Annotated in this window: 16 protein-coding genes; 3 read left to right on the forward strand and 13 right to left on the reverse strand. The window is 71.9% G+C overall.

The genetic code is table 11. The features are described from left to right. Positions 1–3 precede the first annotated feature (3 nt). The 12 genes from H0524_RS18635 to H0524_RS18690 all read right to left on the reverse strand — a co-directional run bounded on the left by H0524_RS18635 (position 4) and on the right by H0524_RS18690 (position 18174). Positions 4–675 (reverse strand): VOC family protein, encoded by a 672-nt coding sequence (locus H0524_RS18635; protein WP_180199850.1) that lies wholly within the window; start codon positions 673–675, stop codon positions 4–6. Continuing rightward, on the reverse strand, positions 675–1775 hold the full coding sequence (locus H0524_RS18640) for an FAD-binding oxidoreductase (RefSeq protein WP_180199792.1): 1101 nt from the start codon (positions 1773–1775) through the stop codon (positions 675–677). The genes H0524_RS18635 and H0524_RS18640 overlap by 1 nt, the downstream gene beginning before the upstream one ends. Then, on the reverse strand, positions 1750–2826 hold the full coding sequence (locus tag H0524_RS18645) for a hypothetical protein (RefSeq protein WP_180199793.1): 1077 nt from the start codon (positions 2824–2826) through the stop codon (positions 1750–1752). Before H0524_RS18645 ends, H0524_RS18640 begins: the two co-directional genes overlap by 26 nt. Then, a complete protein-coding gene (locus H0524_RS18650; RefSeq protein ID WP_180199794.1) occupies positions 2819–4078 on the reverse strand; it encodes a metallopeptidase TldD-related protein in 1260 nt (419 codons plus the stop codon). Before H0524_RS18650 ends, H0524_RS18645 begins: the two co-directional genes overlap by 8 nt. Beyond that, positions 4075–6324, reverse strand: coding sequence for a lantibiotic dehydratase (locus H0524_RS18655; protein ID WP_180199795.1), 2250 nt, complete (start codon positions 6322–6324; stop codon positions 4075–4077). Before H0524_RS18655 ends, H0524_RS18650 begins: the two co-directional genes overlap by 4 nt. Continuing rightward, positions 6321–7790, reverse strand: coding sequence for a hypothetical protein (locus H0524_RS18660; RefSeq protein WP_180199796.1), 1470 nt, complete (start codon positions 7788–7790; stop codon positions 6321–6323). Before H0524_RS18660 ends, H0524_RS18655 begins: the two co-directional genes overlap by 4 nt. Next, a complete protein-coding gene (locus tag H0524_RS18665; protein ID WP_180199797.1) occupies positions 7787–10072 on the reverse strand; it encodes a lantibiotic dehydratase in 2286 nt (761 codons plus the stop codon). The genes H0524_RS18660 and H0524_RS18665 overlap by 4 nt, the downstream gene beginning before the upstream one ends. Beyond that, positions 10069–12504 (reverse strand): lantibiotic dehydratase, encoded by a 2436-nt coding sequence (locus tag H0524_RS18670; RefSeq protein ID WP_180199798.1) that lies wholly within the window; start codon positions 12502–12504, stop codon positions 10069–10071. Before H0524_RS18670 ends, H0524_RS18665 begins: the two co-directional genes overlap by 4 nt. Positions 12505–12506: 2 nt before the next feature. Beyond that, entirely contained in the window at positions 12507–14306 is a 1800-nt protein-coding gene (locus H0524_RS18675) for a hypothetical protein (RefSeq protein WP_180199799.1), read from the reverse strand. Next, on the reverse strand, positions 14294–14554 hold the full coding sequence (locus H0524_RS18680; protein WP_180199800.1) for a lymphostin biosynthesis Trp-donating RiPP: 261 nt from the start codon (positions 14552–14554) through the stop codon (positions 14294–14296). The genes H0524_RS18675 and H0524_RS18680 overlap by 13 nt, the downstream gene beginning before the upstream one ends. Before the next feature lie 36 nt (positions 14555–14590). Then, entirely contained in the window at positions 14591–15211 is a 621-nt protein-coding gene (locus H0524_RS18685; protein WP_018727373.1) for an NADPH-dependent FMN reductase, read from the reverse strand. Between the two features lie 290 nt (positions 15212–15501). Next, positions 15502–18174, reverse strand: coding sequence for a CHAT domain-containing protein (locus tag H0524_RS18690; protein WP_180199851.1), 2673 nt, complete (start codon positions 18172–18174; stop codon positions 15502–15504). Positions 18175–18405: 231 nt separating this feature from the next. Between H0524_RS18690 and H0524_RS18695 the strand changes: the two genes are divergently transcribed. From H0524_RS18695 to H0524_RS18705, 3 genes are read left to right on the forward strand one after another with little or no spacing between them, the layout of a single operon-like run. Continuing rightward, complete coding sequence (locus tag H0524_RS18695; protein WP_180199801.1) at positions 18406–19584, forward strand: S8/S53 family peptidase; 1179 nt, start codon at positions 18406–18408, stop codon at positions 19582–19584. 32 nt (positions 19585–19616) lie between these two features. Next, a complete protein-coding gene (locus H0524_RS18700; protein ID WP_180199802.1) occupies positions 19617–20180 on the forward strand; it encodes an RNA polymerase sigma factor in 564 nt (187 codons plus the stop codon). Positions 20181–20196: 16 nt separating this feature from the next. Then, complete coding sequence (locus H0524_RS18705) at positions 20197–20658, forward strand: hypothetical protein (protein ID WP_018216209.1); 462 nt, start codon at positions 20197–20199, stop codon at positions 20656–20658. 91 nt (positions 20659–20749) lie between these two features. Here the strand turns inward: H0524_RS18705 and H0524_RS18710 are convergent, their stop codons facing one another. Further along, positions 20750–21787 carry a lytic polysaccharide monooxygenase gene (locus H0524_RS18710; RefSeq protein WP_180199852.1) on the reverse strand — a complete coding sequence of 346 codons (1038 nt, stop codon included), beginning with the start codon at positions 21785–21787 and terminating at the stop codon, positions 20750–20752. Positions 21788–22152: the final 365 nt, after the last annotated feature.

A 22152-nucleotide genomic window follows, 5' to 3' on the forward strand; every position in this document is an offset into this window, starting at 1 on the left:
GGCTCATGGCAGTCGCACCACCGTGTCGCCCGCGCCGGTCTCGACCCGGACCGCGGTGATCTCGGGGCCCGCGTCGTCGTGGACCGTCACCGCGAGCCCCGCCAGGCCGGGCCACCGCGAAGCCCAGTCTCGCTCCCGGGCCGGGCCCGTCACCAGCCCCGCGAGTGCGGTCGGCCGCACCCGGTGCCCGGCTGCCCGCAGGTCACCCGCCACCCGATCCGCCCGGTCCGCGGGATTGCCGTAGCTCAGGAAGAACGGCAGCACCCGGCTGCGCCAGGACAGGTCGAACGCGGCCTCCGCCCACGGCACCCGCTGGCCGTCGGCGCGTACCGACTCGCCCCGCAGCAGGCCGGGGTCGGTGCCGGTGACCTGTTCCACCCGCTGCGCGGTGCCGGCGATGTCGTCGGTGAGTACCGCCCAGTTGAGGAAGGCCGGCCCGTCCGCGGTCCGCTCCAGGAAGGCCCGGCCGAAGTCGGTGCTACCCAGTTCCCGCTCGTCGTCGGTGACGAGGAGCTCCAGATACTGGACGTCGGGGGTGTCGAACGGCACGACCCAGCTCGCGGTGCCGTCCGGGTTGGGGCTGCCGTCGGTGATCCCGAAGCCGTGCCGCTCCCAGAGCAACTCCCGGAGCGGGGCGATCGTGCGGGCGCCGAGAATCACGTGGTCGATGCGCATCACGCGGTGCCTCCCTGCGCGTGTGTCGGGCACATGCGGTACGGCAGCGCGTCCCAGTCGTCGCCGAGCAGCCCGGCCGCCATCCCCTTCGCGGTGGTCCGGGCCGAGAGCAGCCCGTGGCCGGCGTGTCCGGCCGAGATGAAGATCCGGTCCTGACCCGGCAGCGCCCCGGCCAGTGGCCGTCCCGTGTCGGAGACCGGCCGCAGTCCCGCCCGCAGCTCCAGCGGGACGGCGGCGGCGAGGCTGGGCATGGCGGCGGTGGCGAACCGCAGCAGCGCTCCGACGCCCTTCGTGGTGACGTGGTCGGCGAAGCCGGCGTCCTCCTCGGTGGCGCCGACGAGGATGTCGTCGCCGACCCCCGGGGCGAGGTAGTAGGCGGAGGAGAGGATGCTGGTCAGCTTCTCGTCGGTGCGCAGCACCACCATCTGACCGCGTTGCGGCCGGATCCCGGTGGACTCGGCCAGTCCGGTGCCGGAACTCCACGCGCCGGCCGCGATCACCACCCGGTCGGCGTGCAGTGTCCCCTGGTCCGTACGGAGCACCACCCGGTGCCCGTCCTCGCGCACCTCGCGCACCTGGTACCCCTGTCGCCAGTCGACCCCCTGCCCGTGGCAGCGACCGCGGACCGCGGCCAGATACCGTCTTCCGTCGATCATGAGCCCACCCTCGGCGTACAGGTAGTGCCGGCTGGTGGGGAGCTTCAGGCCGGTCGCGACAGCGGCGAGGTCGTCGCCGCTGACCGGCACCCCGGACCCCGCCTCCGTCAACAGGTGGCCGTAGGTGTCGATGTCCTGCGGGCGCAGGGCGCGCAGAATCGGCCGCCCCACGCTGAAGGTGCCGAACTCCGGCTCCAGGCGGGCCACGTCCGCGTCCAGATCCCGCTTTGCGTTCCGCAGCCAGGAGTAGAACTCCCGGTCGTCCAGGTAGCGAAGGGAGGGCACCGCCACCCCGGCCGCGCGATGGGTCGCGTGTCCGGGCTCCGTGCCGGCGTCCAGCACCAGGACCGAGGCGCCCTGGCTGCTCAACTCCTCCGCCAGGCACGCACCGACTATGCCGCCGCCGACGATGGCGACGTCAGGAGTTGACGGTAACGACTGCATGTCCGGCACCTTCCAGTTCGGCTGCGCTGGCGAGTACCAGCGAGCGGGTGGTCACGTCGCTGTCGCCGTAGACAGCCGTTCGGGGGCCCGTCAGACCGCGGGCATGACGGAGTAGGTGGATGGGCTTGCCGTGCAGCACGACCACGAAGCTCTCCTCGGGGCGGTCCATCGGTCGGGCCACACAGTGGACCCGGATCGTGCCGTCGCCGTGGTAGCGCTGGAGCCCTTCGACACACCACTGCAGCTCGATGGCGTTCGGCGGTGCCACCGCATCGGCCCCGTCGAGCTCGAGCCGGACGACCGGAGGCGGACCGCAGGCGGCAGCGTCGTGATCCCAGACCGCCCGGCCCGGCGGCACCCCGTCGCGCCACCGCCCGGGGGGACAGATCCGGCCGGCGTCCACCAGCGTGCTGGCCTCGGCGGGGTCACCGAGGTCGTCCCGGTCGTACCCGGCGGGCACCGCGGGGAGATCCCGGATGGTCAGCGCGGGGAGTACCCGGCGCCCGGCGAGTTGCGCCGCACTCCGTCGGCCCTTGCGCGAGGAGAGGGAGAACGCCGCGCCGGCCACGAGTACGGCCGCGGGCGCGGGGCGCAGGATGAGCGGGCGATCCCGCCAGCCCGCCGGCGGTTCGGCGGCTGGTGGGTGCGCCAGCACCGCCAGGTCCTGCCCGGCGACGGCCGACACCAACTCGAGCGGCGCGCCGGGACCGGCGGTGCCGAGTACGACCGGTCCGGCCGCCGTCTCGACCCGGGCCAGCAGGTCGCTGCGGCCCGATACCGGCAGGTCGGCATCGGCTCGCCACTCGTGGATCGTGGCAACCGCGCTCTGCAGCCCGTCGAGGGCGCCGCCGATCCGGGCGGTGGCCTCGGTGAGCAGCAGTGCCACGTGCTTGGCTGCCGCGTCGGCGGCGGGTCCGTCCACCCGAACCGAGCCGAGCACCCGTCCGGAGGCGTCCCGGCGTAGCTGCACGAGGTCCAGCGACACGGTAACCCGGGGGCCGGCGGAGGTGGGGGTGAGCAGCCCGGAGGCGCGCAGTCGAAGCTCAGGCATGACGCACCGCCCGGATTCCGACCGATCCTGCGGGGAGCCGGAGACCCGCGTTGGCGAAGGACACCAGGACCGGATACTGGCCGAGTTTGCCGCAGCCACCGGTGGCCCGGAGGTACCCGGCGACCTGGTGTGCGTACGGCCGTAGCCGCGCCAGTGCCCGCGCGCCGTCGCCGACGATACGGAGGGGGCCGAGCCGGGCGGTGGTGCCGTCGGCCCGGTGCAGTACGGAGATCGGCGCGTGGAAGACGAACGCCCCGGAGGCGATGTTCATCATCTCCAGCCGCAGCCCGCGGGGAGCGATCCAGTCCCCGGCCGGCTCCTCGACCTCGACGCCGGGCTCCAGTACCGCCGCGGTGTGCGTCATGCGGGGGATCGCCGGGTGGCGGTAGTTCTGCCGGCGTCCGTGACCGGTTCTGGTGGTGTTCAGGCGCTGGGCCAGGGCCAGATCGTTCATCGGTCGGCCAACCACCCCCCGGTCGATCAGCCGGCTGGTCACCGAGTCGGCTCCCTCGTCGTCGAAGGCGCTTCGGTAGCCGCCGCCGGCGAGGTGACCACCATCGAGGATGGACAGCCAGGGTGGGGCGACCCGGTGCCCGAGCTGCTGGCCCAAGTAGCTGGTGCCGGAGGCGACGACGTCGGCCTCCATCGGGTGCCCGACGAGCTCGTGGAAGAACGCGCCGGCGAACCCCGGCAGCAGGACGAGGTCGGCGTTCGCGGGTAGCTCCTCGGCCAGCGGCAGACCGAGCCGGCCGCGCATCTGGGTGGCTGTCTGCCGCGCTGCCAGCGCCAGCGTGCCGGGGTCGTCGGTCGGATTCCACCGCACCGACACCGTGTGCCGGGTGCCGTCGTCGCCGGTCAGGGTGAGCAGCAGGGTCGCGACGAAGCGGTGCGTGGAGCGGACCTGCTCCGGGTCGCCGGCGGCGACGTGCTGCTCCGCGACGCCGAGCACGAGTTCGGCGCCGGTCTCGGCGGCGATCGCGGTGAGCAGGGCGCGGTGCTGCGCCGTCACCTCGAACACCGGTCGGCCCTGGACTGAGCGCAGGGCGTCGGCGGCCGGCGCGGCCAGCCCGGCGCAACCGGTCCCGAGTAGCGCGTCGCCGTCGGTGAACCGGTGTTCGGTGCAGCCGTCCCCGAGGTGCCGCTCCACACTCATCCCGCGGGCGGTGGAGCGTTGGGTCGGGAACGAGCCGTCCGGTCGGACGTCGACCCGCAGCCGTAGCGAGTGTTCGCTGAACCAGATCGTCGGTGTCATGCTGGCCCGCCTTCGCCGACGACCTGCATCCGCAGCTCGCTGGTGTAGCGCCGCCCTTCGGCGTCGCGGAGCCACAGCCCTTCCGGTCCCGGTGCCATCCGCTCCACGTCGATCTCGTCGCAGCCCCGGGTGATGTGGTTGACCAGGTCGGCGGCGAGTGGCGAGGCGAGATCGATCAGGTACGGCTTGCGCTCGTGGGCGCTGCGGCCGAAGAGGAACCGGACGTTGGTGTCGCGGGCCAACCGACGCAGCCCGAGGAACCGGGTGTGCGGCTCCGCCGCCGCCAACGTCTGGGTCGGTACCCGCCAGCGGGCGCGTTGCAGGGTCACCGCCCCCAGTACGACCTGGGGCAGCGCACCGCCGGTGGCGGCGCGGAAGGTGGGGTGTAGGACCTGCGGGTGTGACAGCGCGGCGATCGGCGCGTACTTGACGAAGTCACTGAGCGGCACGTACGCGCTGACGGTGCGACCGTCCGGGTCCCGGAGGGTGACGGTGTCGGCGGTGATGGAGACCCGGAGGTCTTCGGGTTTGAGCAGGTCCGCTCGGCCCTCGTCGGTCCAGGAGAGCGGACGCATCGCGACCTCCCGGCCCGGGAACCGGTAGTAGCCCTTGTTCCGGCGACCGAGGTCGAGGCCGACCAGGTCGTCAGCCTGTCGGGCGACCCACTCGGCGGCGGCGGCGCCGAACCGTCGCGGATCCGGGTGCATGGTGGCGAGCCAGCTGTCGACCAGCAGGTGGTGGTGGGCGCGGGACAGCACCAGCGGCGCCTCGTCCAGCCCCGCCACGTCCGCCGCCGCCGGGCAGAGGTCGATGACGGCGTACCGCTCGCCGGCGAGGGCGTTGGCCTGGTCGGTGAGCTGGGCCAGCTCGGACCGCCAGTCCTCACCCGGGTAGCTGGGTGCGTAGGTCGCCTGGTAGGTGCTGGTGGAGTCGGACTGGTCCGCGGCGGCCCGGGTCGCGTACTCGAGGAGGTTCAGTTCGAGGTCCTGGCCGTTGCCGGCGAAGCTCTCCCGGACGGCCCCGGCGGCCGCCGCCTGGGTGGCGTGACCGTGCGTGACGCAGGCCTCCAGGAGCGGGGTGAGCTGCTCCTCCCAGCGTCGGATCAGATCGGCCCCGATCGTCAGGGCGAAGGGGGACGCGCACTCCTCGAAGAAGACCGCCCGGTCGGCGTAGGCGGCGCCCGCGCCCCGACGGGCCGGTTTGCCGGTGATCTCGGTGAACCGGGCCTCCACCGTGGCCACCGTGGCGACCTTGCGCTCCAGCGGCTGTTCGCCCAGCTCCGCCAGGAGCGCGGCGAGGTCGCCGAGCCGGGCGAGCCACTGGTCGCGGGCGGGGGTAGCCGGCAGCGCGGCGAGTTGTTCGCGCAGCGTCGTGAGCGGGTCCAGGTCGTAGTCGCCGCCACCGAGCCCGATGGTGAGGTGCTCGGTCGCCACCAGCCTCATCAGGGTCCGCACCACCTCGACGGCGGGGCGGCCCGACTGCTGGATCAGCTGCCGCACGGTCGTGCCGCCCGGGAGTACCTGGGCCAGGATCGGCTCACCCGGGTCGGCGCCGCGGCCGGTGCGGTGGAAGCGGAGGTGCGGCAGGATCGCGGAGTCCCGGGCGATGGCCAACGCCAGGGCCCGCGCCGCCCAGTGGGACAGAAACACCCGGCGGGTACGGGGAACGTCTCGGCGCAGCTGGGCGTCGTCTCCGCCGCCCACCGTGCCGTACGCCATCGGGCCGAAGAAGCTGACGGTCTCGTTCTTGGCGCAGAACCGTTGCACGTAGGTGTACATCTGTCGGCGTACCCGCCGCCAGCGTGAGTTCAGGGCACCCTGGTACGCCAGGAAGGGTTGCAGCATGTTGCGGTGGACGTCCGGGTTGGACAGGAAGACCGCCTCGGACACCTGGGACGTCGTCAGCAGTTCCCGGAGTTCCTTGCCGACCTGCTCGTCCGCTGCCTGGTAGGCGCGGACGTACTGGGCCAGTGCCTCCCCCCAGGCATCGACCGCCGCCCGCCAGTCCGGCCCGGCGGACCGGGGCAGCTGGTCGATTCGGCCGTGCAGCACGTCGGCCCGGATCCCGGCGGCTCGATCGCCGGTGAAGTGCGTCGAGACGCTGGCCAGCAGGACATCCTCCCGCCGCACCACCTCGTCGGCCAGCTCCAGCAGGTCGCCGGGGGCGCCCAACTCCTCCAGCCAGTCGAACGGCATTCCCGCGTGGCGCACGATGAACTCGCGGCCAATGCGCCAGTTTCTTGTCATTGTGGACTCCGGATTGCCCCGGCCCGGACCAGCTGACCGGACAGTTTTGTACGGACCGTGTCACTGAGGTGCTGCCAGACGGCGGCGTCGCCGCTGGCCAACCGCCGTACGACCGGCGTCAGTCTCGGGTGCAGCCGAAAGGCGCTGCCCGTGCGCAGGTTCACCACGAAGGATCCGGGTCCGCGCCCATCCGGCCCGGCCCCGCTGGCCTCGACGACCGCGGCGGAGGGTTCCCACGTGGCGGAGGGCTGGCCTCCGGGCGCGAGCGCGCAGCAGGCGAGCCGACCCGGATACAGCTCGGTTTCGGCGCCGAACTCGGCGGTCAGGGCGCCGGTGATGCGCTGCCGGTCGGCGTCGTCGAGCGACCCCGGACCGTGAAAACGATCCCAGCGCGGAAGATCGTGCCGCGGTGAGTCCTGTCGGGTCAGCGGTACCCCACCCCACATCGTCGAGCTGCGTGGACCGGTCCGGCTGGTCAGCCGGAACGGGCTCAGACCCGCCAACCGGGGTCCGGGCCCGGAACGCAGCCGCCGGGCGGCGGTCGTGGTCGCCTCGGCATCCAGCCCGGGCGCGCCGACCAGTAACTCGACGGCCAGCCGGTCGTCGCCGACGAGCCGGCGTACCGTCTCCAGGTCGGTGTCGACGCCACTCACCCCCGTCACCGCCGACCAGGCGGAGAAGCGGGCCACGGTCAGCGCCACCCCGCGGCAGTCCCGCCAGGCGCGGGCCGGCAGCAGCACGGCCTGCTCGGGGGCGAGCCAACCCGCCCAGGGCCGCCCGGGGTGCCACTGGTGGGCGTCGCGTACCCAGCGGATGTCCTCACCCGCCGGGGCCCACTCCCGCCGCAGGCGCCAGGACGGCGTCCAGTCCTCGAACTCGGCACCGGCGAACGGTGCGAGTGCGCGGAGCGCCCTCCGGTGCGCGGCGGCGAACCGCCCGCAGAGCGTGACCCGGTGCGGACCCAGCGCCACCGCTACCGCGGCGGCGGCCGGAACCTGCTGGTCGGTCTCGACCAGCAGGTGCACCCGAGCCCCCGGTGCCCAGGATCGGGCCCGGTCGGCCTCCGGCGCGAACAGTGCGGTCCCGGCCGCGGCGGACACCACGTCGGCGCCCGACTCGGTGGTGCCGTTGACCAGCTCGACATCGTCTACGGCCAACCGGATCGCCGGATCCGCTTCGGCGGTCAGCCGCAGGGCCAGCCCCGTCGCCCGCAGCCGGCCCCAGTCGTAGCGCCCACGGTCCAGGATCGTCGCGGCGCCCGCGGCGAAGAGTGCCCTGGTGGCCGTCTCGGCGGTGGCCACACCAGACGCCGGCCGCGCCGCGGACTCGGCCCACGCGCGCAGGCCCACCGGAGCGCAGAGCCGGTCGAGGAACTCGGCGTTGGCGTCGAACAGCTCGTCTCCGGGCCCCAGGATCGGCTCGAGGCTCAGGTCGTACAGGGGCGGCAGGATCACTCGGCGCGTCACTGTCCACCACCCCGCAGGTAGACGCAGCGCAGCTCCGAGGCGAACCGCAGCTCACCGTCGCGAAGCCAGGCGTCGGTCGGCGCGGGCAGGGCCTCGGTGATGGCGAGGTGGTCGGCGGTGGCCGCCAGCCGCGCCATCCCCTTCAACAGGTCGGGACTCGCGGTGTCGACATACACCGGCTTGCGTTCGGCGGGTGACTTGACGAAGAAGCGGTGCGGCAGGGCGCGTTCGGTGACCAACCGGGCGGCACCGAGCAGCAGATCCAGGTCCCGCTGGCCGCGGAGCAACGTCTGTACCTCGGCGCTCGGCACCAGCCAGCGGCGCCGGGAGAAGACCGCGTTGCCCCAGCGCAGTCGGGGCAGGTACGGCAGCGTCGGGAGGACGGCGCGCCGGATGCGGGGCAGCGCGAGCGCGGTGTGCACCGCGGTGTCGAGTTCGCCGTTGTGCAACAGCAGGCTCTGCCCGGGGAAGCTGGCCCCCCGAAGCACCACCTGCTCCCCGTCACTGTCGAGCCAGAGTTCGTCCAGACCGATCCGGTCTCGACCCGCGGTGGCGGAGCCGCCCAGTTCGAGTACGACGCCGGGGAACTCCAGCGGTGGTAGTCCGGTCGTCCGCCGGGAGATCACGTTGATGGCTTTCTGGTCACCGAGGGCCCGCCGGACGGCGGCGTCGCGCTCGGCCAGCAGCGCCGCCGCAGCCGGATGAAACTGAAGGGCCCACGGGGTGAGCAGCGCCGCGTCGTGGATGTCGCCGAGCACCAACGGAGTCGTACCCGGGTCGTAGTCGGCCAGGTTGGCGGTGCCGATCAGGACGTCGATGGAGCACAGAACTGGTGCGGTGGGTGCGGGCACCGGGGGCAGCAGACCGGCGACGTCGAGCTCGCTCGCCTCCGGTCCGGCTTCGCCGACGACGCGGGCCAGCTCCGTGCTGAGCTGACCGCCGTACTCGATGGACATGTCCGCGCAGGCGCTCAGCGCTCGCAGCAGCGGAGTGCGGCCCGGGCCGAGCCGCCGCGCCACCGCCCGGTTGGTCTGCACCCGGGTCAGCTCCGCCTCATGTGCGAGCAGGTCCAGTACGGGGGCTGCCGCCGCCCGCAGGTCGCGGGCGAGCTGCCCACGGAGCTCCAGCTGGGCAGTACCCACCGCGGCCTCGTGGATGATCACCCGGTCGTTGTAGAAGCGGCTGCGGTTCGTCGGCCCACCGGTGGGGAGCAGGGACTCCACCTCGGCCTGAATGGCCAGCTTGCGCTCCGGCGCGGTCCAGGGGTAGCTGTCGAGGAGGCCGAGCACCTTGACCAGGAGTGACCGGACGGCCGCCGCGCGGCTGGCGGTCTCGGCGTCGGCCTCGTCGATCCGCTCCAGGGTCCAGCGCAACGGATCCACCGTCGTCGCCGGCGGGCACCAGGAGTGCGTCAGCACCCCCTTGGCCACGGCCGCGCGGAACAGCCCCACCGTACGGGTCACCTCGTCGCCGCCGGCCGCGGCGAGCTCAGCGAGCGTACGGTCGCCGTCCACCGACCGGATCAACTCGGCCGCCGGGTCGTCCCGGCGTGGCGGACGTGCCGTGGTCTTGCGGATGGGCACCAGATGCGTCACCAACGAGTCATCGTCGACGATCATCGTCTGGACGGCGTCGTTGACCCGGGCGGCACAGTGCGCCTGGCGAACCCGGATCTCCCGGTGGCCCGCCCAGGACAGCGTCGTCGCCGCGTCCGAGTCGGCGTCCACCCGGCCGTAGTTGATCGGCCCGAAGAAGCTCATTGTCTCGCTCTTCGCCGCCAGCCGCTGCGCGTACGCGGCGAGCTGGCGGCGGATCCGGCCCCCGGTCGCCCCCCGGACCAGATCCCGGTGGACGGCGGGGGAGGAACAGACGATGGCGTCATTGATCCGCGGGTCGGTCCGGATCTCCGCGAGCGCGGCATTGACCGTCGCCGCGTCCGCCGCGACGGTCGGCTCCAGTTGGTCCCGGGTCCGCGTTGCCTGCTCGGCGATCTCGTTCCACTCGGCGAGCCAGTCGTGGTCGAAGATGTCCGACGGGGGTAGCGGGCGGACGTTGCGTAGCTTGCTCTGCTGGCCTCGGGTCAGGCGAGCTGACGCTCGCATCCGGGTGGCCACCTCGGCGGCCCTCCGCTCCAGGGTGGCCAACTCGCCGAGCAGCGCTGCGGTCTGTCGATAGGTCAGGGACTCGACCAGTTGCCAGGGGAAGCCGGCGCTGCGCAGCACGAGGGCTGGCAGCAGCTCCCAGCTGGGGTCGGCCGGGTCGGCGCTGGTGGGGACGGTCACGACGAAGCCCTTCTCATAGCGATCCGGAACTCGGCGGTCACGGGTCTGTCGCCGTGGCGCAGCCACAGGGCGTCCGGCGCGGGCCGCATCTCGGCCAGCGAGACCTTCCCGTCGCCGGCCAGGGTCAACGCCAGCAGCGCGTCCACGGCCAGCGGATTGTCGAGGTCAACCCCGACCGGCTTGGGCTCGTGCGCCGCCGAGACGAAGCAGAAGCGGGGCAGTCCGTGCCGGGCGCGAAGGGACTGCACCGCCAGGAACGCGGTGGCGGCGTCCCGGACCTCGGCGACGCCAAGGTCAGCGGCGCTGAACCACCAGCGGGCCCGTTGCACGATGACCTCCCCCACGCGAATCCGCGGCGCGAAGTCACCGAATCGGATCAGGGGCAGGGCCACGCCCGGTGCGGCGAAGGCCCGCAGGTGGACGTGGTCGTCCTCGCCGGCGTAGAGGGTCAGCGCACCGTCGGGTGCGTGTAGCCGCGGCACCCCGTCGACCAGTACGGCGGTCAGGTCGGCGAGCGCCACGGTGCGCTTCCGGTCGTCGGTGGCCACGGAGGTGACCTCGATGAAGCGTCCCGGGAACCAGTCGGCGACCAGGCCCTTGTGCCGCCGTCGACGGATGACCGTGGCGAGCTGGTCGGGGCCACCCCACGGCTCGAGCCCCGCGGTGAAGTCGGCCAGCATCCGCTCCTGGTCGTCGCAGAAGAGCCCCTGCGAACCCCAGGCGAAGACGTACGGGTGCAGCTCGCCCAGGACCAGCAGGTCGGTACCGTCCGGCTGCCGCTCCAGCATGAGGTCCGGGCTGACGAACCGGTCCCGGCCCGGGCTGGGCGCCAGGGTCGCCAGGGCGGCGGTGGACAACCGGGCCTCCTGCCCGTGCAGGGCGGTGCGCACCAGCTCGGTGTAGGTCTGGGTGAACTCGCGCACCGGGCCGGCGAGCGCCGTCAGCTCCCCCGCCTCAACCGCTGGTAGCACCCGGCGGATCAGCTCGTCATAGGGCAACGAACCGGTCCCCGTCTCGCCGATGACCCTGGCGCACAACTGGGCGGCGACCTGTTGCTGGAGCTCGCCGTACCGGGCCGCGACATCCAGCACCGGGGTGAGCTGCTCCTCCCAGCGCCGGGCGACGTCGCCGCCGACCACCACCGGAGACTGGTCGCCCTTGGCGTCCAGCGACACCACCAACCGGTCGGCGTACATCTGCCCGCCGGCCCGCCGGGCGTCGGTCGCCGTCAGCGCCGAGAAAGCCGCCTCCACCTCGGCCAGCACGGCCGCCCGCCGGTGGTGTCCGGCAGCGGCTGCGTACCGGTCCGCCAGGGCGGCGAGTTCGCGCAGCCGCGCCGGCCACTCGGTGCCGGCGGCATACTGCTGCGCGAAGCCCACCAGCCAGTCCAGCGGACGGGCGGTGGTGGACGGCGGTTCGGGCCACACCCGTACCGCGCCGACCTGCCGAAGCCGATCCAGGACCGCGCGTGCCTCGGCGACCTCCATCCCGGCGAGGTCCGCGAGGTCCCGTACCGAACGGTGGTCGTTGACGTCGCGAACGAGTCGCCAGTGGGTGCCGGCGAGCCGGATCCGCCGCCCGGCACTGGTCTGCACGGTGCCGGTTCCGGCTTCGGCCGCCGCTCGCCGACGGCAGGCCGGCACCCAGGTCACCGGCAGCTGGTCGCGGACGGCGGGATCGGCGCCGAGGTTGCGGGCCAGCTCGCACACGGCCCAGAACGCGGTCTGCGCCTCCGTGGTGTGGACCCCGGACCCGGTCTCGGGGCCCAACCCGATCCCGTCGGCCGCGTCGTCGATCCGTCCGTGCACCAGTGGGCCGAAGAAACTTGTCGTCTCGTTCTTCGCGGCCAGGCGCTGGCCGTAGAGGTAGGCGCGGCGGTAGAAGGCGCGGTCCTTGGCCCGGTTCCGGTTCGCACCGGCGCCCCGGGTGGCCCACCCCTGGCGCCACCGTAGGACCTCGCCGTAGAACGAGGGCGAGAGCTGAAGCAACGCGTCACAGACCCGGTCGTTGGTCAGCAGTGCGCGCACCCGCTCCGGTCGGCGCAACGCCTCCTGGGCGAGGACGTCGGTCAGCCGTTGGCCCGCCTGCTCCAGCTCGGCCTGCGCCGTGCCGTAGGCCGCCGCCGTTGGCACCAGATCCGGGTCCAACTGTTCGGGGTTCACCGACAGGCCCCGTCCGGCCCGGCTGCGGGCCCGGGACAGCGCCCGAAGCCGCGACCGGTCCGACTGCCGATCGGTCCGGGCGACAACCCGGGCGATGCCCTCGATCAGATCGGTACGGCACTGCCCGAACTGTGTCGCCGCCGTCCGGTACTGCGCGGCACCTTCTCGCGTCGGTTCGTCGGCCAGGGCGGTCAACAGGTCGATGCCGAAGCCCGCCCGACGGAGGAGCAGCCGGGGGTAGAGCTGCCAGGGGGTTGGTTGCTCAGTCATCGTCAGTCCTGAAAGTTGATCAGGTCGAAGGGACGGTTGAGCTTCGTGCGGGGCTTCGGCAGGAGCTCGGCGATCTCCGCTGCGCCGGACACCGCCTTCGCGAGGGCCGTCGCGTCGACCGGACGGGTCAGGCTCAGTTCCGCGTTCGCCACGGTGGCCGGAACGTCCGCGCCGGCCCCACCCGTCATCACCTGTCCGGCCTGGGCGAGGGCGATCCGGTAGGGGTCGCCGAGACGTCGCGCGTCCTGCTCGGCCAGCTCGTATTCGGCGACGGCGGCCTCGCGGTGACCCGCGGTGGCGTGCAACATGCCCAGCTCGAGACGGACCTCGGTCTGGTGGAAGATGTCGTTGAGGCCGGCGGCGTTGGTGAGGGTCGTGTCGATCTCCTCGACAGCGGCTTCCCGGTCACCGACCAGCAGCCGCAGCCCGGCGCTGCGATACGAGTGGTGCTTGGCGAAGCCCGCCGTCGAGGAGCCGGTGGCCTGCCGGAACTTGTCCCAGGTCGCCAGCGCGGACGAGTACTTGCCGGCCTTCTCCTGCAACACGCTGATGTTGGAGTAGAGATTGATGCGCAGGTGAGCGGAGCTGGCATCGTTGAGCCCGGCGAGACAGGCGAGGGCCTTCTTCTCATGCTCGAACGCCGGGCCGAGTCGTCGCTCGGCGAAGAGGGTCAGTCCGCGCAGGTTGTGCAGCCAGCCCCGTTCCCGGCGGACGCTGTCGGCCTCGTTCGGGCGCTCCCGGACGACCTCGAACCCCTGCTCGACCTCGGCCACCGCCTCGCCCAGGCGGCCTTTGCGCTTGGAGAGGGTGAGGGCGGTGTACAGGTGGGACTGGGCGCGGATCTCCGGCGAGAGGCCGTGGTCGTGCTCGCGAATGGCGCGGAAGGCGGTGACCGCCGCGTCCTGGTCCCCGCGGAAGCCGGCCTGGATCCCGATTACCTTGAGAAGGAAGCCACGGATATCAGCGGTGCTGCGCAGGATTGTGGTTTCGAACTCGATGGCGTGGACCAGGCTGTCCTCGCGTTCCGCCTTGGCCAGTAGCTCGGGAAGGGCCGGCGTGGGTACCCCGGGCAGGAGCGCGATCGCCTCGGTGGCGACGAGCGCCATTCCTTCCCAGTTCGCGGAGAAGAAGGCCCGCCGGCAGTAGGCCATAGCGGCGGCGACCCGGTCGACGGCGGTGCTGTCCTGGTCGCGTGCCCGCTGGTAGAGCTTGCCCTCCTCGGAGGCGGGCGCTACCGCGGTGGCGGCCACCGACGGTAGGTCCAGCACGAGATCGTCGACCGTGATGGGCAGGTCCATGCGACGGAGGCAGCGAGCCCGCTCGGCGCGATAGTCGGCGTGGGGTCCGAGTGGCGCACGGACCGACTCCGGTCGATCCAGCAGCAGTGCCGCGCCGGGGTGGACCCGGGAGTGCTCCACGGCCCGCATCAGCCCGCGCAGGGACGATAGGTCGGTGCCGCCGGCGCCGCTGACGACCAGTGGACGACCCAACTCCGCGGTGCCGGCGCAGATCGCGGCGGCAGCGACCGAGAGGACTCGGTACACCTGCTCGCTCTCCCGGTGCAGTCGCCGCTCGGAGGCGGCGAGGGCGATCTCGCCGAGCGGCAGCGGGTTGTCCTGTGGCTTGTCGTCGGGGGCCAGCTCCGCCCACTCGGCGGTGTGGCGGTGGGGTAGGTCACCAAAGCTGGCACCGGCCGCGCGGAGCGCGGCGATACATTCGCGCAGCCCGACATAGGAGCTGGCGGGGCCGGTGTTGATATCCACCCGGACGGCGGCACCGACGGCCACGGTCACCGGCGCCACTGGATCGCCTCATTCGACGCGAGGGCGAGCGGTGCGATCTTGTTTTCCACCTCGTCCAGGTCGAAGTCGACGTTGTCCAGGTCGTCGAGCCCCTCCACGTCGGAGTCGATCGGCTGGGCGCTGCTCTGCTGGCTGTCAACGGCTACGGCTGTCGCGGTGGCAGCCGCCAGCGTCGGGTTGTCGACGGTGCCGTCGGCTACGTCCGCGGTTGCGGCGGAGCGGTCGTTGTCCAACATGTCGTACTCCACTTCAGATTCGGTGGGTGGTCAGGCTGCGTGCGGTGGTCAGGCTGCGGTGGCTCGGGCGAGGGCGAACTCGACGACCTGCTCTCCCATCAGGGACAGCTGGGCAGAGACGTGCGAATCGGTGCTGGTGCCGTCGGCGGCGAATGTGACGTGCTCGGTGTTGACCGCGACGCCGAGCGGCGTCGGCCAACCCCGGAGTGCGTGTACCACCGCGCGGAGGCTGGTGAGGGTGGTGGCGGCCTGGGACCCACGAGCGGTGACCAGGCAGCCGACGGCCCGACCGTGCAGATAGGGGCGGGGCGCGTCCCTCAGGTCCTCGATGTAGTCGAGGGCATTCTTGACCAGGCCGGAGATACCTCCGTGGTACGCCGGCGTCCCGATCACGATCCCGTCGGCCATGCGTACGGCGTTGACGAACTGTCGGGCTGCCGCCGTCCGCCGGCCTTCGCCGGGCAGGTAGAGCGGCAGCTGCAGCTCGGTGGCGCCGAGCAGGTGCGTACGGGCTCCGGCCTGCTCGGCGGCGGACAACGCGGCCCGGACCGCCTGTTCGGTGGAGGACCCGGGGCGCATGGTGCCGCCGATGCCGACGATGAGGGGGCCGGTGCGGTTCCGGACCCTGCTCGTACCATTGCTGGTGTTGGTTAGCTGGAGCACGTGCACACCTCTCCTTCGTCGCGCACGGACTCGAAGCTGCGAGCTGTCCGGCGCGATGGGATGTGTTTCGTTCGTCGTCCCCCGTGCGGTTCCCCCATAAGAGCGGGGCCGAGGCGCGTTTGATGCATGCGGTCGATGTCGCGAAGGCGACGTATCAGATCGGCCCGTGACTGCTCGTTCCGTTGTGGATCGACGGAGAGTGTTCGCGGGGGGTCAGCCGGGTAGCCGACGGCCGGCCAGCGGAGCGGGCTGCCAGCAGGGCGGGCTGGTTGGCGTGGCCGGGCTGGGGAGGTCGGTCAGCCGGCGCCGAAGCAGACGAACGAGGCGGCGGTGGCGGTGCCGGCGTCCAGGCCGGCACCGAATTCCGCCTGTGCGCCGGCGAGGGCGAGCCGCGGTGTGTCGCCGGCAGCCAGCCGTCGATGCATCTCCACCATCAGCTCCTGCGCCGCGGAGTCCAGCGCCGGCAGGACACTGGCCAGTACCGTCGCCGTTCCCAGCTGGAGCAGCGCGGCGGACAACCCCATCAGCTCCTCGCCCGGGTGCACCGCGGACAGTCCCACGTCGCAGGCGGAGAGCACCACCGTGCCGGGCGCGCAGGCGAGCCGCTCCAGGTCGTAGACGGTCAGCGGACCATCGGCGAGGCGTACGTGCGAGAACATGGGGTTGTCGGTGCGGAAGGTGCCGTGTGCGGCGAGGTGGGCAAGGGGGGCGCCATCCAGCGCCGCGAGCGCTGCCTCGGCGGTCGCGTCGGGGCCGAGGAGCATCTTGACGGGAGCGAGTGTTCCCGCCAGCCGCTGCACCTCTGCCTCGGCATAGGCGAGGCCGGGGCCGGCGACCAGCACTGGGTTCCGCTGGTGGGGCGGAGTGGTCGTCGTCGAGTGGACGGCCTGGCGGCGGGCCGACGCGGTGAGCCACTCCGATGCGGACGGCACGACCGTGACCGGTCGCCCGGCACAGGTCGGTAGTAGGGCCCACGGCATGGCGTGCAGGGCGCCGACCGGCACCAGGACCAGCCCGCCAGCGCCGAGCCACGGCTGTATCGCGCCGAAGATCAGGTTGTCCAGCTGGTGCACCGCGAACCGGGCCGCGGTCGCTGCCGCCGCCCGGGAGTCGTCGGTGCCACGGCTGGTCAGGATGCGTCGCAGCGCAAACCGCAGGGCCTGCAGCTCGTCGGTGACGGTGGCGAGCGCACCCAGTGCCCGGGTGTGAAATCGGCCGCCGTGCAGCACGACGATGTGGAGCGTGCCGTCGATGTCGATCAGCTCGACCAGTGTCTGGTCGGCCAGCTCCACCGCGATCCGGTCCAGTGGAATCCCGCTCGTCGCACCAGACTCGGTGCCACTGGCCTGCCAGCTACGGGTCCGGATCCGGTCCTCGATCATCCGCTGTTGACGCAGCAGGCTCGACCCCAACGCGGCACTCGTCTGGGTGGCTTCGTCGACGGTGCGGCGCAGCTCGGCCAGGTCGGCGGCGAGCCCGGCTTCGTCCGGCGGCCGGGCGGGGGGTAGCCGCAGCGTGGCGGCTCGCCACCGCTCACTCCAGCGTAGGATCGCCCGAGCCTGCCCGCCCCGAACCGCTAGCCGAAGGCCGGTGCTGGCCAGGTCCAGGGCGTACGCCCCGGCCATCACCCGCAGCTCCGTGGCGCCGAGGGCTGCCTGGTAGCGGTCCAGCAGTGCCATTCCCGCGTTGAGCGCCCGGCGTGCCCCGGCGGTGTCGCCGGTGGCGATTCGGCGGAGCGCCTCGGCGTGCCAGGCGCGGGCCCGGAGCTGGGCCGGCCCACCACGGCTGGCGGCGCGGATGGCACTCAACTCTCCGGCGATGGCGGCGGCCTTCGCGCGTTGCCCGGTGTGCAGCGCCCGGTCGAGGGCGACCCGGGCGGCATAGAGGCGGGCGTCGAGTGCCGGTATCGGCCAGCTACTCGCCGCCAGCGCCCGTGCGACGGAGCGAGCCTGCCGCAGGTGCGCCGGCTCGTCTGGTGAGCTGGCCCGTAGCTTGACGTATCGGGAGAGCGCCGCCCAGGCCGGTCGGTTCTGTCGACTGAACAGGCGGTACGCGGCCTGCGCCTGCTTCGAGGCGGTCGGCAGGTCGGCCTCGGCCAGGGCGACTTCGGCCAGCATCAGCCGGGCCTGTGCCTCGTAGAGCCCCATTCGGCTTGCCCGGGCCGCGTCCAGGGCGGCCTCGGCCGCCGCGCGAGCCTCCGGCAGCAGTCGGGCCCCCAGTAGTAGTTCGCCTCGATCCATCAGGGCGATCGCCGGGCGGGTGGTCTTGGCGAAGTACTGGTCGGCGAGGTCATACCAGCGCAGTGCGCCAGGAATGTCACCCGCGCGGGACAGGACGAAGCCGAGGTTGTGGCGGACCTGGGCGAGCGCCAGCTCCTGGTCGAGCTCCGCGTAACCGCGCTCCGCGGCCCGCAGGTCCGCCTCGGCCTGGCGCAGGCTTCCCCGGTAGGTGTGCAGCACTCCTCTGTTGGTGAGCGCACGGGCCTGCCACAACCGGTCCCCGCTGCGCCGGAACGCGGCCAGCGCATCGGTGTAGCCGGCCATCGCCTCGTCGAACCGGCCGAGGCGGTCGAGGATCAGCGCCCGCTGCATCTGCAGGCGCGCGGCGGGCAGCCCATGGAGGATCGGTGACGCGGCGTCGATCTCGCGCAGCGCCTGTTGCGGTTGGCCCGCCTCGGCCAGGACCAGCGCCAGGCTCATCCGGGCTTCGGCGGCGCGGACCGGGAGTTGGGCGGTTTCGGCCACGCGGCGGGCCCGGCGTAGGTGGCGGAGCCCGTGATCTGCGTTGTGTTGTTCCCGCGCGGCGAGCCCGAGTGCGCGCAGCGCCACTGTCTCCTGGTCGGGATCCGCGTCCGCACGGGCAGCGGCGAGCGCGGCAGCTGCCAGCTCGGCGGCGCGGGCCGGGTCGGCGGTGACGAGGTGGAGCGCCTTGCCGGCTGGACTGTCGTCCATCTGGTCGGCGCTGTCCATCACCTATGGATTTTGGCACAGCGGTGAACGACCGAGAAGCCGTCCGACGAAGCTTCCCGCTCGTCCACTGTAGCTATCCCCAGCTCGGATGAGTATCAGTCAGATACCTGACTCAACCCGCTGTCCACAACTCGTATCAGTGAGCGGTCCGCCACCCTCTCTTGTGCGAACGCTCGCCAGCCGGTCGTCGGCAGGTGGGTGTGGTCGATTCCCCTACCGAAGGAGAGATGGATGCCACCGTCCTCGGAGCGCGTCAACCGATTCGCTGCCCGCCGTCGGGCGCGGCTGGAGCGCCTTCCCAAACTCGCGCACACCGCCGTCGGCGGTAACGCCCGGGCGTGGTTCGTCGCCGACGAGCTGTTGGTCGTTGACGACAGTCGGCGGGATGCCGAACGCTATCTCGGACGTGCTCGGGCCGCGCAGCCTGGCTCCGGCGATGAGGAGCTACTGCCGGGCCTGCGGCGCTATCGGGCGCCCGGGCTGGACGTACCAGCTGCGGTCCGCGCGCTGCGCGCGGACCGTCCAACCGGCCGCCAGGTGGTCAGCCCCAACCACGTCTTCCTGGCCAGTCCGTTCAACCACGGAGGTCCGTTCGGGCCGCCGGCGCCCGTCGCCGCATCGACGTTGAAGATGCCGGCTGAAACCGGCCGCGTCGCGGTATCCATCGTCGATACCGGGTTCTGGACCGAGACCCCGCTCCCGGCCGGCTACCTCGCCGCCGACGGTGTCGAGGTGGAGACGGAAACCGATGTCGATGAGGATGGGCTGCTCGACGGCGACGTGGGGCACGCCAACTTCATCGGGGGTGTCATCGCGAACCACACGGACCGGGCAGTGTTACGGGTGATTCGTACCCTGGACACCTTTGGTGTCTGCACGGAGGACGAGCTGATCGCCTCCCTCGGCCGGCTGCACCCGGACACGAAGGTGATCAACCTTTCCCTCGGCGGCTTCACCGCCGACGGATCCGCGCCGCTCGGCGTCCGGGCGGCGTTGGAGCAGGCCCTGTCCGGGATCGACCGGGTGGTGGTCGCCGCCGCCGGCAACGATGGCAACCGCAGCGACCCGTTCTGGCCCGCGGCGTTCGCCGGCGCCGACGAGTCGTGGAGTGGGCAGGTCCTGGCGGTCGCCGCGCACGACGGCAGCAGCCTCTGCTCCTGGAGTAACGCCGGACCGTGGGTCAGCATCGTCGCGCCCGGCGCGGACGTGCGAAGTACGTACATCGACCACGCGCTGTTCCCGGAGGGGTGGGCACAATGGAGCGGAACCTCCTTCGCCGCGCCGCGGGTGGCTGCCGAACTCTCCGCGCGGATCGACTCGGAGGTCGGCGCGGTGACCGCAGCCAACCAGCTAATGGCCGACCTGAGGACGGCCAACCAGCGGTTTGGAGGCCACCTCGGGCTGATCTGATGCGCTCAGGTAGCGCTGTACGATTCTTGTCTATGAGCGACGACGACGCAGGTCAGCTGGTGCGTGCCGCTGCCAACGGTGATCAGGCGGCGTGGGAGGCACTGGTCGACCGGTACGCGCGGCTGGTGTATACGGTGGCGCGAGGATTCCGGCTCGACGATGCTGACGTCGCGGACGTTAGCCAGGCGACCTGGTTGCGGCTCGTGGAAAATCTGGACAAGCTACGTGATCCTGGATCGGTGGGGGCGTGGCTTGCCACCACCGCGCGTCGAGAGGCCCTTGCCCTGTTGCGCAACCGGTGGGAGGTGCCGTCACCGGAGTTCACGAGGTCAGAGCTGATCGACGAGTCACAGCCGGAGCCTTGGCAGCGGCTGGTCGCTGAAGAAACTGATGCGGAGCTGTGGCAGGCCTACCGGCAGTTGCCGATACGCTGTCAAGAGCTACTGCGGTTGCTGGTATTCGAGCCGGTGGGCAGCTATGCGATCGCTGCTGCGGCGCTCTCGGTGCCCATCGGCAGTCTTGGCCCTTCTCGCGCCCGGTGCCTGGCGACGCTTCGGGCACTGCTGAATCAGCCGGCGCCGCAGCGACGTACCTAGGGGAGCGTGCGTACGCATGAGTGACGACCGATTAACCACATCAGATGAGGAGCTGCTGGTCCGGCTGGGGAGCCTGCTGGCTGAGGTCGATTCGGTTCCGGAGTCGGTACGCGCCGCCGCGGTCGCCAGCTACAGCTGGCGTTCGCCCGACTCCGAGCTTGCCCAGTTGGTGGAGAGCATGTCCGGGGCGGCCGAGGTCCGCGGCGACGAGGCGCGGCTGCTGACCTTTCGCGCAGATTCGATCACTATCGAGGTGGAGGTCATCCCCGTTCGTGATCGGCTCCGGATCGTCGGTCAGCTGGTGCCCCCACAGCCGGCTCGGGTGCAGGTAGAACAGCCGGGTTCCGACTCGACCGTCGGCACCGACGCGGACGGTCTGGGACGTTTCATGCTGGACGACACCGCACCGGGGCCGGCTCGGTTGGTCTGCACCCTGGCCGACTCCGGTCCGATCTGCACCGAGTGGACCACCCTGTGATCCGGGTGGCCCGGTCGTAGCGAGGTCGGCACCGCCCTGCTCTGCGGATCAGGGCGGCGCCGACCGTCGCCGTTGACAGTCGGGTCGCGGTTCAGCTGCCGCTGCAGGTCACGGTCGGTGATGTGTTCGGGCCGGCGAGGCTGGCGAGGAAGCCGAACGTGGTCCTGCCTTCCGGGGCCACCGTGCCGTTGTACGACGCGTTGGTCACCGTTACCGCCGTTCCCGAGTTGGTGTGTGTGCCATTCCAGAGCTGGGTTACCGCCTGACCGCTGGGCCAGGTCCAACTCGCCGTCCATCCGCTCCAGGTGGTGGCGGTGTGGTTCATGATCTCCACCTCTCCCTGGAAGCCATCCGGCCACGCGTTGATCACCTTGTAGACCGCCATGCAGTCCCCACTGGGCGGCGGTGTGGTCGGGCTCGGTGGTGCGGTGGTGGGGCTCGGTGGCGGCAAGGTGCCACCGGGGCCGATGCCGGTCACCTCACCATTGCCTCCGTCGAAGGTGACGTCCGAGCAGCCGAAGAAGTTCTCTGGGCTGTCCGAACGGACCCAGCGGGAGTAGATCAGGTGTCGGCCGCTCTTGTCGGCCGGCAGCGTTCCGGTGAAGTAGTAGTGCCCGTCGTTGGTGCCCGGTCCGCCACGTTGGGGTGGGTTGGTGACGGTCAGGAACGGTTGCTCCTCCAGGTCGTTCCAGGCCAGCGGGCGGGTTGGGCTCCAGCTGTCCTTGGTGATGTAGAAGTAGAACGTCCCGGGGTGGTGTGCCCAGTTGCTGTAGCGGAACTCGATGCTCTGGCCGGCGGTCAGGTGCGTCAGGGGCCAGTCGGTGCGGGCCAGGTCGTAGCCGAGGAAGCCGGAGTTTCCTCCGCTGCACAGCTGGCCGTCGGGAATGAAGCCGACGGTACGACCGGCGGCGTCGGAGCGCAGCACACTGAACCAGTTGTAGAGCGAGTTGGGCCCACTCTGGTCCACCGCCGCCGAGCAGGCGGGGTTGTACGGCTGGATTTCGCCGGTGGGGCTCAGCCCGTCCCGCCAGCAGAGGAAGGTACGGCTGCCGGGAACCATGGCGGCGCCGTGCGCCGCCGCCGGCTCCGACCTGGTGACGAGCACCACGACGGCCGCGAGGAGAGTCATGGCCGCGGTGAGGAGCACGGCGGTTCGGGTTCGATAGGAGGACACGGGATCTCCTGACTCGCGGGGCGCCTACCACCCCGCGTGGGGGACGGGCGCGGGGACGGCACCCGGCCGGCCCGCGGCGACGAGCGGTCATGGTGGTAGGCGGCGTGCGCAGGAGTGGCGGGCACGCGAGCCGGCGGTCCGTCATCGGACCGATGCCCTCGCGTGGATGCCCGAGCGGACGACGAGTGCCCTGCGTCGTCCGGTGCTGTTATCGCAACATGGTGAAGTACTCGACGGCAATAGCCAGCCGCCAATGTCCTTTTCAGTTGGCGCAGTTCACGGGATCGGTGGGCGCGAAACCACCCGGGTGCGCGTGGTCG

Origin of the sequence: Salinispora sp. H7-4 (genome assembly GCF_013416675.1) — a bacterium.
Lineage (GTDB): Bacteria > Actinomycetota > Actinomycetes > Mycobacteriales > Micromonosporaceae > Micromonospora > Micromonospora vitiensis.

Bases quoted from the DNA above. Each gene is read 5' to 3' on its own strand.
- H0524_RS18635 (WP_180199850.1), bottom strand. From the start codon at position 675: ATGCGCATCGACCACGTGATTCTCGGCGCCCGCACGATCGCCCCGCTC.
- H0524_RS18655 (WP_180199795.1), bottom strand. From the start codon at position 6,324: ATGACAAGAAACTGGCGCATTGGCCGCGAGTTCATCGTGCGCCACGCG.
- H0524_RS18705 (WP_018216209.1), top strand. From the start codon at position 20,197: ATGAGTGACGACCGATTAACCACATCAGATGAGGAGCTGCTGGTCCGG.
- H0524_RS18700 (WP_180199802.1), top strand. From the start codon at position 19,617: ATGAGCGACGACGACGCAGGTCAGCTGGTGCGTGCCGCTGCCAACGGT.
- H0524_RS18690 (WP_180199851.1), bottom strand. From the start codon at position 18,174: ATGGACAGCGCCGACCAGATGGACGACAGTCCAGCCGGCAAGGCGCTC.
- H0524_RS18650 (WP_180199794.1), bottom strand. From the start codon at position 4,078: ATGACACCGACGATCTGGTTCAGCGAACACTCGCTACGGCTGCGGGTC.
- H0524_RS18670 (WP_180199798.1), bottom strand. From the start codon at position 12,504: ATGACTGAGCAACCAACCCCCTGGCAGCTCTACCCCCGGCTGCTCCTC.
- H0524_RS18645 (WP_180199793.1), bottom strand. From the start codon at position 2,826: ATGCCTGAGCTTCGACTGCGCGCCTCCGGGCTGCTCACCCCCACCTCC.
- H0524_RS18710 (WP_180199852.1), bottom strand. From the start codon at position 21,787: ATGACTCTCCTCGCGGCCGTCGTGGTGCTCGTCACCAGGTCGGAGCCG.
- H0524_RS18695 (WP_180199801.1), top strand. From the start codon at position 18,406: ATGCCACCGTCCTCGGAGCGCGTCAACCGATTCGCTGCCCGCCGTCGG.
- H0524_RS18640 (WP_180199792.1), bottom strand. From the start codon at position 1,775: ATGCAGTCGTTACCGTCAACTCCTGACGTCGCCATCGTCGGCGGCGGC.